Source organism: sulfur-oxidizing endosymbiont of Gigantopelta aegis (assembly GCF_016097415.1).
Classification (GTDB): Bacteria; Pseudomonadota; Gammaproteobacteria; order GRL18; family GRL18; genus GRL18.
This window is the reverse complement of sequence record NZ_JAEHGE010000001.1, coordinates 25,001-37,702: the sequence shown is the minus strand read 5'-3', so window position 1 is coordinate 37,702 and position 12,702 is coordinate 25,001. Positions and strand designations below refer to the sequence as shown.

Below are 12,702 nucleotides of genomic sequence, written 5' to 3'. Positions count from 1 at the left end.
AGTTTTTATTACCCTTGCTTACTTATCAGCCGATTCAATGTTTTCTGGAGAAGGTGACTTTCGAGAAAAACGTTTTTTTATTAGACCAATGCCTTCCATAATTCCACCAGGTAAAAAAACCACAATGAGTACAAAAAGTGCCCCAAGAGTGAGATGCCAGCCTTCACCAACAAAGGGTGAGGTAATGGCTACCATGATATTAGCTAACCAGTCAGGCATAAATGAATAGGCCTGTAAGAGAACCTGATCATTGAGTGAGGAAAAGATATTTTCAAAGTACTTAATAATACCAACACCCAGCAGTGGGCCGATTAAAGTGCCTACACCGCCTAAAATAGTCATAAGTACGACTTCACCTGATGCCGTCCATTGCATACGCTCTGCACCGGCGAGAGGATCGGTCGCTGCCATTAGCCCCCCGGCAAGTCCGGCATACATGCCGGAAATGACAAAAGCCGTCAGTAAATAAGGGCGAGTATTATAGCCTACGTATTTCATCCGTTTTTGGTTTGACTTGATGGCTTTGAGTTTAATGCCAAATGGTGAATGAAAGATACGCTGGGAGATAAAAAAGGCAATAATCAATAATACGGCACAGACATAGAAACCAGAGTAGCCACTCATTTCAATGCCAAAAAGTCCTGTTGATGGCAGACCTTCTCCTGCTTCAAATAAGAAATTATCAATAATTCTTGCATCATTACGAGACAGTTGTAAGCCTGTTTCACCATTGGTAATAGGGGTTAGTACCGAATAGGCTAGGTTATAAAACATTTGCGCAAAGGCTAAAGTTAAAATAGAAAAATAAATCCCGGAGCGGCGTAAGGTAATAAAGCCGATCAATATGGCAAATAAGCCAGCCATTAAAGTACTGAAAATAATAGCCGGTAAAATATTCATGGTGAATAATTTAAATGACCATACAGCAGTATAAGAGCCGATGCCCAAAAATGCCGCATGACCAAAAGATAAATAACCGGTTAAACCAAATAAAATATTGTAGCCCACGGCAAAAATGCCGAAGATGGCAAGTTTTTGTAAGAGATCAGGATAGCCTGCCCCTAAAGGTGCTAGCCAATAGGGCATGCTTAGAATTACGGCTGAAAAAATCAGCATAACAATCATATCGTTTTTTATAGTAGGTGCTTTCATGTTAGTCCTCCATTACCCCTTCGCGTCCTAGTAAACCACGCGGTCTGACTAATAGGATAACAACGGCAACAAGATAAATAATAATTTGGTCAATACCGGGAATAATGGCTTTCACTTCATTCATGGAAGCAAAGGATTGTAAGATGCCGAGCAAAAAGCCTGCAGCAACTGCTCCACCAAGAGAGCCCATTCCCCCCACAACCACGACCACAAAGGATAGGACTAAAAAGTCCATACCCATGTGATAATCCGGCGGTAAAATGGGTGCATACATCACGCCAGCCAAACCAGTGACGACAGCGGCCAAACCAAAGACTACAGTGAAACGGCGTTCCACATCAATGCCTAACAGACCTACGGTTTCTCGGTCCATCATACCGGCACGAACAACCATGCCAAAGGTGGTCAGGTTGAGGAATGCAAAAACACCACCAATGATAAGCCCTGCAAAGGCGAGGTAAATTAATCGCCACCAAGGATAAACAACCGATTCACTCAGACCTAATAACACACCAATGGGTGCGCTACCAGAGACAATATCGGGTGGTGGCATAGGAATAGGATTAGCGCCAAAGAATGATTTAATAAGTTCTTGTATTACAATGGCAAGACCAAAAGTGACTAGAATTTGTTCAGCATGTGTACGCTTATAAAAATGTCTGATAAGACCACGTTCCATAATTAAACCAATAAGCAACATCATGGGGATGGCAAATAATATGGATAAGGGGACGGCATAATCAATAATAGCAGTGCCAAAATCGCCAAACCAGATTTCTAGATAAGGCTGTTCTTTAAACGCATCAAAAAAGGTAATGCTTTCATCTTTGACTTGTTTGGAAATCGTAAGCAACTTATAAAAGCTGACCGAACAAAAGGCACCCAACATAAATAAAGCACCATGGGCAAAGTTGACCACCCCCAGGGTACCAAAAACGAGGGTCAGGCCAAGAGCAATCAATGCATAAGCACCGCCTTTGTCTAGCCCATTGAGAATCTGGAGAAAAATTGCATCCATTTTGATTACTTCGCTATGATTAAAGGTTATTAAAAAACATTGGTTCATAATGGCTTTTTGTTATACAAAAAAACAATTATGAACAAATATTCACTATTTTATTTAGGTTTAAAGCGACTCATATAAAAAAGCAGTACCGAATAAAAATGAGTACTGCTTTTTAGAACAGAGTAAGGTGTTAGACCTTATAAGGACCTAATTCACCACCAAAGATCTTGGCATCGTATTCAACCTGTGAACGAGGCACTTCTTGAACAATTTCCAATAAATCAAATTGGCTAGTTGGGTTTTCATTACCACGAACCACCAAGACATCTTTGAAGCACTGGTGATCTTCAGCGCGGTACTCAGTTGCACCATTACCCATGCCATCAAACTTGAAACCTTCTAATTGTTTGATCACTTCAGGTGGGTAGAAGGTACCAGCCATTTCACAGGCATTGGCATATAAAAGTGTTTGTACATAACAAGTATGTGCTGCTTGTGAAGGTGGGAATCCATATTCACTACCGAATGATTTAACAAAGGCTTGTGAACCCTTATCTTTGAGTGCCCAGTTCCAGTTAGTTGTACCTAAAATACCTTTTAGGTTTTTACCAGCACCCTGCGCCATCAGACGTGAGTATAAAGGCACGATGATTTCAAAATCTTTACCATTGACTTGCTTGTCTTTCAAACCAAACTGAATCGCCTGAGTTAAAGAGTTGATCATATCCTTACCATAGTGGTTAAGAATAAGTGTATCAGCACCGGAGTTCAAAATAGGCGTAATGTATTGTGAGAAATCACCTGCGCCAACAGGTGTTCTAACGGTCTTAACTGTTTTCCAACCCAGACCTTCAGTGGTTTCCTTGATGGATTCTTCCTGTGTCCAACCCCAGGTGTAATCAGCAGTTAAGTGATAAGCAGCACGATCAGTGCCCATTTCTTTTTTCAGTACGGGACCCAGAGCTGCGCCAGACATTTTAGCATTGAAGAAATGACGGAAACCATAACGACGCTTATCTTTACCTGTTGTATCATTGGAGTGAGTCAGACCCGCCATGAAAATAACACCCATTTCCTGTGCTAGAGATTGCACTGCAATCGCCACACCTGAAGATGAACCACCAGAGAACATGATAACACCGTCTCTTTCGATCATACGCTTAGCGGAAGCACGTGCTGCGTCAGATTTTGTCTGTGTGTCACCGGTTACATAGTCAACTTTCTTACCTAAAATACCATTACCTTTTAGGCTTAATGGCTTCATGGTATTCATTAAACCGCCATCACCTTCACCATTAAGGTGTTTAACGGCCAGTTTGAAGGCACGTAATTCATCGGCACCTTCATCTGCATAGGCTCCAGTCTGTGGTACGTTGAAGCCTATTTTTACAGTGGCTGCTTTACCAGGATTGTTTAAAAAATTGTTCTCTGCCCACGCGCCACGGCTGAAAAACAATGGCATCGCCCCTGCTGCTGAAAAAGCGCCTGCTGCTTTGATAATGTCACGACGTGACCAGCCTGATGAATTTTTCTTATCAGTCATTATTTACTTCCCTTGTCATTATTAAGATTGCTCTTATGATTGAGCGAACTTTTCTTGGTTATTATTATGGATGATGGTTTATCCAGTGCTTGTATAAACTGTTTGTGTGATTGCTTTATATCTAAGTTCTAGCTCTTAACACCTAAGCTAAAATCTTGTGCGATATCCATGCCATTTTAACTTTGTCATTTAAAACAGTCTGTTAGCCTTTATCTTTAATGAAATCATTGAAAAGTGTTACCTTGGGTAACACTCACTGGGTAAAAAAGTAACACTATTTTCCAGTGTTGGGATATATAAAGACCTATTGAGTGATAAATTCATGAAAAATCTGGCTGTATTGCATTAAATATTCAAAGTGAGATTGTCTTAGTCGATAGCAAATGGTACTTTTTATGGCTAGGTAGGGCGTATTGACTGATCTTTTCTCCAATAATGCCACAATGGGAAAACAGCTACCAGCTTCAAGCTTACTACTGACACAGCCATTTTTTACTATATACAAATACTCAACCACGCCGTCGATGGGTTGAATAATAGACTCTTTTTCGGCAAAAAATACCTGTTCCAGATGCATAGCAAGGTATTCCTGATGCGTTGCTGACATTTGCTTAAAGGGAATGTGGCGTTGTAAAAAAGTTAAAGCAGGCTTCAATGCCTTAGTCGTATCAGTCATTTCGTATGATTGCTTATGTAATTAGAGTATTGCCATAAGCAGAGCAATATTAAGACCAAAAAGAAAAAATCAAATAAAAACAATTATTTAATGTTGTTTTCTTTGTCAGGAAATGATTTTGTTGTTGTTGTTGAGTGGTGTAAAGTGTTACTTAATGTAACAAAAATCTTCCAAGCTAAATTACTCGTTATTTATCGGTGCGGGTTTCTTGCTCAGGACAGCCCAGAGATCTTTAAGATTAAAACGGGTAATCACTAGACGGGCAGCCACCATTTTGGTGATTTTTTTAATATCTTGCCAAGCTTGAAAATGACTAGGGCGGCGATTTTTATGGTAAATACTCGGAATGTTAACAATACTGGTATAGTACCCCTGCCAGGCTGCTTCAATAATCACTTCACTTTCAAACACAAAGCCGGGGCTGTTTTTTAAACACGGTATTTTTTTCAGTAAAGAAACTGGATAGAGGCGAAAACCAGACTGACTGTCACTGACGCTATAACCGGCAGCCCAGGAAATCCAGAAATTGGCAAAGCGATTCGCTAAAAAACGTCCTATAGGCTGATTTTTTAGATTTCTTTCTCGCGCGCCAATAATAATATGCTCAGGCTGTTCTAAGTGACTCTTCAATAATGCGGGAATATCTTCTGCAGGATGTTGGCCATCGCCATCCATCGTGATCACGACATCCATACCCTGAGCAATGGCTTGCTCAAAGGCAAGCCAAAGACTCGCTGCTTTGCCTAAATTTTCGGTATTATGAATGACCTTTACAGGCTGTGTGCTGTGACTGTTTATAAAATTATCCACAATCTTTCCAGTGTCATCATTAGAGGCATCATTGATAAGTAATAATTGCTTTGGCTTTTGCGCTAGGACTTGCTCTAATAATTCATGAATAGTGGCTGCTTCATTATAGGCCGGGATAACAAGCATATATTGCAGTGCTTCAGCATGAATGGCACTCATGCCATACCACCATTAATTGATATTACCTGACCGGAGATATAAGCCGCTTCATCGGAAGCAAGAAAACTGACCAGAGAAGCGACTTCACTGGCTTCACCGGCACGTTGCATGGGTACTAATTGACGTATTTTATCAATGGGAAAATTAGCTTCACTCATGCTGGTATTGATGATCCCCGGTGCAACGACATTGGCCGTAATGCCACGTGATGCCAACTCGATGGAGAGTGATTTACAAGCGCCGCTTAAGCCTGCTTTTGCGGCGGCATAATTGGCCTGACCTCGATTCCCAGTGATACCTGCGATAGAACTAATGGCAATAACACGCCCCCAACGCGTTTTCATCATTGGTAACATCGCTGGTTGGGTAACATTAAAAAAACCGTGCAGAGAAACATCAATAACATTATCCCATTGATGCTTACTCATGCCTGCTAAGGGTGCATCTTGATGAATACCGGCATTATGAACGATAATTTGAATGGGCTGTAGTTGATTCAAAGCTTCGATTTTAGCTGTAGTTTGGGCAAAGTCAGTGATATCAAATTGTATCGCTTGGGCTGAACCGCCCTGACTAATGATCTGAGCGACTAATACTTGCGCCGCTTGAAAATTTTTATTGGCATGGACTATCACATGATGGCCATCAGCGGCTAGTCGTTGGCAAATAGCCTGACCGATTTCACCACTGCCACCGGTTACTAAAGCATACTTCATGGGCAACCAAATAAGAGAGATTATAAAAAAATAGTTATTTTACCAGAAATAACTATTGTCTGATCACAGCTTAGTTGAAACTCATAGGTAAAACCATGACCATCGCTCATGAGCTGTGTGACAAGGATGCTAAGAGGGCCGGAATTTTCCGGTAAATAAGGCGTTTTGATACAAATATTACGCACAGTCGCTAAATAGCCCATTGCTACCGTATCATCATTGCTTGTCTTCTCAGCGATAAGTGAGGCATGTATCGCCATTGCTTGTGCGGCATATTCGATGCCATTAATCGTAGCGATTTTATTGCCCACACGTAATGGATTGTCATTGCTCTGATGACTCGTCGCCAAGGCCGTTAAATTGAGGGTATCATATTGGACAACGCAGTCTAATAAACACATTTTGCCAGAGTGGGGCAGTCGTTGGGCAATGTCATAACGAGATAATAGAATGTCATAACGAGATAATAGAATGTCAGAATGGTTTAAATGCATAAGCGGAATAAGTCTAAGGTGGAGAGACGATAATATTTAAACCTTGTTCAAAATAAGGCAGGCTAATTGTTTGTGATTGGTGAAAATTACGAGCCAGTATTTCTAACAAGGGTAATATCATAGCCTGTGGATTAGCACAGCGCAATTGCTCAAGTTTGGGATGAGAACAGTGGTTAATTATTTCTGAGCCATTACCCAGACTCAGCTCAATTTTGGCCAGCGCATTATCTGCCTTAGTGCTCAATATTAATGCACAGGAAAATTCATCAGTGATAGGAAATTGTGGCAAAAAAAACGCTGGAGGAATTTCATCATAACAGACCAATAAAGCATCATCTTGATTGTAATTATCACTACTCGATAATTGTACGGCGGCTTCTAGCAAGCCTGCCGCTAAACTATCAGTATAAGCTGTAATACTGGTACTCGCAGTTTGTGAGTCAGTAGCAATAGACCAGTATCCAGCCGGGGCATTATGAACAGAATTATGAAACAAGGTGGGTGATACTGGACGACCCGGCATTGAGAGTGCCAGACTAATACGATGAAAAATATTCAAATCACCATTGCTGCTGGAGAAAATCTGTAAATAATTTTGCAAGTCTTCACTGCTGGCAATTTGCTGTGCTGCTGAGATTGCCAACTGAGTCACTCGACTCGCTCGACGACTCTCATTGGCAGCTAATAATGTTGGCAGTTTTTTTGCCAGTAATTGCGGTGAGTATTGTTCAGACTCACAAAAAACCTGTTGTGCCTCTTGCCAATTATTCATGCCCGGTGCAGTGATACCAATGGCTTTTATATAGACGGCTAACATGGTGTGCTGCTCAAAATAAGGCAACAATTATTACCACCAAAACCAAATGAATTAGTTGCAACTGTATTAATGTTTGCCGACTTGGTTTGCATTAAAACAGTTTGTGAAAAATAAGGGTCAGGTTCAAGCGTATGTAAGCTTTGGGGGACAAAATCATGCTGGATGCATAAAGCGCTATAGATAGCTTCAACTGCACCCGCCGCACCCAAAGTATGCCCTGTCCAGCCCTTAGTTGAACTACAGGCTATTGGTGTTGAAAAAATCTTTGCCAGTGCTTTGTCTTCCATCTGATCATTCATCACCGTGGCGGTACCATGTAAATTGACATAATCAACCCTTTGCGCACTCATGTTTGCTCGTTGCAATGCACTTTGCATGGCCTGAAATGCCCCTCGTCCTTCAGGATGAGGGGATGACATGTGGTAGGCATCGGAGCTTTCGCCATAACCATTAAGATAAACGGGCGATGAAGGCTGGTTTGCTTTGTCCGTTTTTTCCAGCAAAACAAAGGCGGCTGCTTCGCCTAAGGATAATCCATTGCGTTGCTTGTCAGCAGGCCGACAAACCTCCTTTGAGAGGAGCTCCAAAGAGTTGAAACCATAGAGTGTTGTCAGACACAGACTGTCAACGCCACCGACAATCGCGGCATCACATAAACCCAGCTCAATATACCGAGCAGCACTGGCAAAAACTTTGGCACTGGAAGAGCAAGCCGTTGAAATTACCTGTGCAGGGCCTTTAAGTTGCAATAGCTTGCGAATAAACTCAGCAACAGAAAAACCATTATGTTGTTCTCGTAAATGAATATCAGCAGGTAAGATACCATCTTGAAGAAAACACTCACTTTGATAGGCCAGTTCAGTGCTGAGTATACCTGAGCTTGATGTGCCTAAAAACACACCTAGACGTTCAGCACCATAATTTTTTTTTGCCTGCTCAATGGCAGCTATAAAATCATCCTGCTGTAATGCCATATAGGCTAATTGATTATTACGACAATGATAAGCAGTGAATCTATCAGGAAGTTTTTGTTCTTCCACGCCTGCAACTCGCCCAATCCAAGTGTCCAGTTCAATATCTAGGAAATCATTTTTTTGCAAGCCACTGATGCCATTTTTTAAAGCATGAAGATTTGCTTGATTAGCAGTGCCTGCAGCAGTGGTGACAGTAAAATGAGAGAGTAATAAAGAAATGGTAGCTTGTCCCTATTGATTATAAATTTTAAGTTGTTGATGGCTGAAAATATGAGCAATGATAAAGGCATAAAATGCACCCAAAGAGGCAGTTAAACCAATGGCTTTGAGAATCGGCAACTCAGAAAAACTTAATGCACCAAACATAATAATAGTCGATATCAGGCAAATTATAACAGAAACCTGAGAGACTGCCGTATTGTTTGCAGTAAAAATACTATAGTCAATGGCCAGACCGATGACCAATAATAAGGTGACAAGGTGAAAAATAGATAAACGATAATCCATGACTAATAAGCTGGCAATCGTTAAAACTACTGCCGCACTAAAGGGCCAAATCATCAAGAACAAGGTATTAGCATTGTGCGTGTGAATAAACAATATGACAACAATTAACAAAGCACCCAAAACAAACCAAAGCAAAGCCTCATTACGATAGTCACTTAACATGCTTTCTGTCTGTTTTTTTAAATCCATCAGCAATAAAGGAAAACTAAGCTGTTGTTGTATGGCTTTTAATTCAATAGTTTGATTTACGCCTTGTAGAGGAATAATTCCAGTCCATTGATTGTCTTTTTGCAATAGTAAAGCGTTTACTTTATGGGTGATTATATTATGTGTGTTGCTATTGGTATCATCAGCCATAAGTTTCTGGAAATTTATTGGCGTCAATAATTTACTGTTTTCAACAGCCTGCAAAAAACTAGAAAAAGCAGCAATAGATAAAGGGCTTTGAGAAAGTGCAGCATTCAAATGCGTAAGCAATACTTTTTTATCTGGTAAATTTTGTTGTTGTTCTAATTGAAATTTAATGCTGGGTAAATAATGATTTGCCATATCATAACCAGAAATAATACCCTGTTTTTTTAACTGGTTTAAATGGGGTTTTAATACTTCTGAGCGCTGTAATAACTGCTCTATTGTATCAGCTTGTAAAATAATTGCATGACGTAACTCCGGCAAACCCATGGCCTCGCGTAAATTAAAATCCTGACGTTTAAGCTCTTCTGGTATAGGGCTTAAAGCTGATAAATCCTGTTGCCATAAGCGATCACTTTGACTATAAATATAGCCTGATGCGAGTAGCGGTAAAAAAATGGCAAGTGGATATAAAATTGCTGGGAGTGGACGTTTTAATAACTTGAGTAAATAATTAAAGCTACTAATTGATGGAGTAGGGTGTTTTATTGGAACCAAGGGTAAAATAAAGCGAGTAAACATTGCTGCAGCAAATAATCCACTGATAGCAAAAACACCTAATTGTTGTAGCCCGGAAAAATCGGATAGCACAAGCGCAGAAAACCCCACTAAAGTTGTTAATAAGCCGAGTCGTAATAAAGGCCAAATGGATTTAATGGCATTATTAGGATTAGGCGGCTGTTTGTTTTTATCTACAGCGTATAAAAGGTGTGAATAAAAGTGTACGGGGTAATCTACCGCAATACCAATAAGAGTAATGCCAAAGGCAATGCTGATGCCATGAATAAAACCATCCAGAAGTATGACGCAGGTCATACTGCTTAAGATGGCAAAGCCAAGGGGTAAGAACGTGAGGACAATTAATTTGCTTGAGCGAAAAAACCAATAAAGAAAAATGAATAATAATAAAGAAGCCAGTAGGGAAATGTATTTAATTTGACTGCTGATCGCATGTTTAGAGGCTAGAGCAAAGACAGGAGCACCTGTGATGATGTAATCAATATTTTCTGTGGCTAAATATTTATCTATGCTAATAGTGAGCATGTCAATATTGACTAGTTGTTTGTCCAACTCAAAAGCTTCAGCCTGTGTTTTAACAAAGAGTAAACTCTGCTTGCCAGATTGATCGAACCAGACACCCTGTTGTTTTTTAAGTGTTTGAGCATGCCATTGTTTAAGCAGTCCAAGCCAGATCATTTGTGGATCTTCTGCAAATAATTTTTGTTCCAGTGCCGAGGGGATTTGTTGTAGACGTTGTTGTATTTGTGTAAAACTTTGTTTTAAACTTTCCGTACTAAAATTGGCATCAGATTGTCGGTCTAATAAATATCGATATTCATAATAAGGTTGAATTAATAGCTCATTAGCTAATAAAAAACCATTTTGAACGGTAGAAAAATGCTTATTGCTTTTTAGTTCACTGGCTAATTGCTTATTGATTTCAGCTAATTTTAAAGTAGAATTGCTTTTTGTAGGCTTATGGCTCGATAGGGCAATAATGATGATTTTCCCTGCCTCACCCTGAGTGAGTTGATGCTTCATAATACGATCAAGTATACTTTTATCATGGGGAAGAAAAAAACTAATGTCAGAGCGAATGTGCAGTGCTTGGGACAAAAATAACAGCATCAATAGACTGAGAGATGCGAATATAAAAATACTATAAATTGCCTGCCTATTCATAGTTAAAAATAACTTCAGAACGTTCACCGCCCAAGCCTTTCATCAAGATCTTTATAATGCGTTGATGCTGAAAAACAATATCAATTTGTTGCTTGCTCAATGATGAAGGAATATCGTCAATAAGCGGATTGTTGAGTAATGATTTTAAAACCAAGCGTGTTGTGTTGTTTGCTAAGTGATGAATTTTATACTGATAAAATTTAACTAATTGATCAGTATCGCCCTGAAATAAAGCAATAAAAAGCGTCTTAAGTTGCTTCAATTGTGGATAGTCATCCAAGGATACCTTGTTAATAGGGTCAGAAGTGTCGTCTGGTTCTATATTGTGTTCATAAATGCTTAAGGTATTTTGTTGTAGTACAAATTTTTTTCTATCGGGTGTCTCTACTGACTTAATCAGCGTATCAGGGCTAATGTACTCAATCGTACCCTGATATAAGCGAGGCTGTTTAAAAAATATAGAAAAACGTTTTTCCTGATAAGCTAATTTAATATGAGGGATACCGCTAAAGGGTGATAGCAATTGTTGTAATTGGCTATGATCCTGTGCCTGGCTGGGGATAGAAAAAAGTATTAACAATAGCAGTAGACTATTTAGCTTTATTTTGAGAGATATTAGTTTACGATGGCTCATAAGGTTAATTATCATGCCAGAAGTTATAGAAATTGTACCAATTATACGGATACTTAAGGGCATATAGCTCAAGTATATTGACATATTCTTGCATTAACTCTTGTAATTCCTGATCACGATTGTCGCGTGGTAAAACAAGCTGTTCACTCAATTGATGAAAATAAATATCGTATTGTTTGCCTCCACGATGTAACGCAAAACATATAACAATCGGTGCTTTGAGTAAATGAGCGACAATCAACGGCCCGCTTGGAAAGCTTGCCTCATCTCCTAAAAACTGACAAGAGACACTCCGAACATCCTGTTCAATTCTATCGGCCAGAATGCCAATAATATAACCATTATTAATATCTTCTTGTACCTGCAGCATGGATTCTGGTGTATCAATATGAATGACATCATTTTTTAATTGTGGATTTAAACGCTCAAAGGCTCGATTTATATTTTGTTGCGAATTATCATGCATCAGAGCACGAATTTTAATATCCTTTTTTTCATTAGCCAAAGCTCTCAAAGCGTCAAAATTACCCAAATGAGAACCTAGGAGCACCACACCTTTACCCTGAGAAATTAGCTCAGTGAGTAAATGTTCATTGTGCAATTGTATGGAAAACTGCTGAGTTTGCCCAGTAAGAAAAAAAACTCTATCTAACAACATATTGGCAAAACTATAAAAGTGACTAAAAAGAGCGGTAAAACCAGGGCTTTTTTTACCTGCAGTTTTGAAGTTGCGTTGTAAATAACGCATCGAATAACGACGTGTTTTTGAACTAAGGACAAAATAAAGCACAATGGGAAATAACAATAAGCGCCCAGTCGTTCTGCCCAAGTTTAAAATAATCCAGATAATTAAATTAATTAACCAGGGACTGCCACGATCCCGGCTGGTTTTCCATTGAGCATCAGATTGCTTATGAGTCATAATAAAACTGGCCTTTACTGATGATGTTCTGTGCCCTATCCTGAATTAAAAAAGTGACTTTTTTTGTTTCTTTTTCCAAATAATGAATGCTACAAGCTATGTCTGCACGTAAAATTTGTACAAATTTAGCATGATTAATCGTCAACACCTTTTTACCCGTGTGCTTTTGCCAAAGTCGAATCATCTGATCCAGTATGA

The 12,702-nt window shown here is 39.5% G+C and carries 13 protein-coding genes (1 of these 13 running past the window's edge); all 13 read right to left on the bottom strand.

Annotated features, from left to right (window positions below; translation table 11 throughout):
* Positions 1-18 precede the first annotated feature (18 nt).
* Positions 19-1,152: a branched-chain amino acid ABC transporter permease gene (locus tag JEU79_RS00180; protein ID WP_198262454.1), complete on the bottom strand. Its 1,134-nt coding sequence runs from the start codon at positions 1,150-1,152 to the stop codon at positions 19-21.
* Position 1,153: 1 nt separating this feature from the next.
* Entirely contained in the window at positions 1,154-2,170 is a 1,017-nt protein-coding gene (locus JEU79_RS00175; RefSeq protein ID WP_198262453.1) for a branched-chain amino acid ABC transporter permease, read from the bottom strand.
* A gap of 178 nt (positions 2,171-2,348) precedes the next feature.
* Positions 2,349-3,701: a substrate-binding protein gene (locus JEU79_RS00170; protein WP_198262452.1), complete on the bottom strand. Its 1,353-nt coding sequence runs from the start codon at positions 3,699-3,701 to the stop codon at positions 2,349-2,351.
* 304 nt (positions 3,702-4,005) lie between these two features.
* Positions 4,006-4,377: a cyclic nucleotide-binding domain-containing protein gene (locus tag JEU79_RS00165; protein WP_198262451.1), complete on the bottom strand. Its 372-nt coding sequence runs from the start codon at positions 4,375-4,377 to the stop codon at positions 4,006-4,008.
* 180 nt (positions 4,378-4,557) lie between these two features.
* A complete protein-coding gene (locus JEU79_RS00160) occupies positions 4,558-5,346 on the bottom strand; it encodes a glycosyltransferase family 2 protein (protein ID WP_198262450.1) in 789 nt (262 codons plus the stop codon).
* Positions 5,343-6,062, bottom strand: a complete 720-nt coding sequence (gene fabG, locus JEU79_RS00155) for a 3-oxoacyl-ACP reductase FabG (protein WP_198262449.1) — start codon at positions 6,060-6,062, stop codon at positions 5,343-5,345. The genes JEU79_RS00160 and fabG overlap by 4 nt, the downstream gene beginning before the upstream one ends.
* Before the next feature lie 20 nt (positions 6,063-6,082).
* Positions 6,083-6,556: an ApeP family dehydratase gene (locus JEU79_RS00150; protein WP_198262448.1), complete on the bottom strand. Its 474-nt coding sequence runs from the start codon at positions 6,554-6,556 to the stop codon at positions 6,083-6,085.
* 13 nt (positions 6,557-6,569) lie between these two features.
* The gene (locus tag JEU79_RS00145; RefSeq protein ID WP_198262447.1) at positions 6,570-7,400 is read right to left on the bottom strand and encodes a beta-ketoacyl synthase chain length factor; all 831 of its coding nucleotides are present in this window, start codon (positions 7,398-7,400) and stop codon (positions 6,570-6,572) included.
* Positions 7,367-8,566 carry a beta-ketoacyl-[acyl-carrier-protein] synthase family protein gene (locus tag JEU79_RS00140; protein ID WP_198265781.1) on the bottom strand — a complete coding sequence of 400 codons (1,200 nt, stop codon included), beginning with the start codon at positions 8,564-8,566 and terminating at the stop codon, positions 7,367-7,369. Before JEU79_RS00140 ends, JEU79_RS00145 begins: the two co-directional genes overlap by 34 nt.
* Positions 8,567-8,578: 12 nt before the next feature.
* A complete protein-coding gene (locus JEU79_RS00135) occupies positions 8,579-10,807 on the bottom strand; it encodes an MMPL family transporter (RefSeq protein WP_198262446.1) in 2,229 nt (742 codons plus the stop codon).
* A 133-nt stretch (positions 10,808-10,940) separates the two neighbouring features.
* Positions 10,941-11,528, bottom strand: coding sequence for a hypothetical protein (locus tag JEU79_RS00130; protein WP_214660461.1), 588 nt, complete (start codon positions 11,526-11,528; stop codon positions 10,941-10,943).
* Positions 11,529-11,586: 58 nt separating this feature from the next.
* Entirely contained in the window at positions 11,587-12,504 is a 918-nt protein-coding gene (locus JEU79_RS00125; RefSeq protein WP_198262444.1) for a lysophospholipid acyltransferase family protein, read from the bottom strand.
* Positions 12,494-12,702, bottom strand: partial view of an ApeI family dehydratase gene (locus JEU79_RS25835; RefSeq protein ID WP_246539857.1) — the 3' portion only. It continues 103 nt past the right edge of the window; 209 of the gene's 312 nt are visible here — the last part of the coding sequence; the start codon falls outside the window, past its right edge; it ends in the stop codon at positions 12,494-12,496. Before JEU79_RS25835 ends, JEU79_RS00125 begins: the two co-directional genes overlap by 11 nt.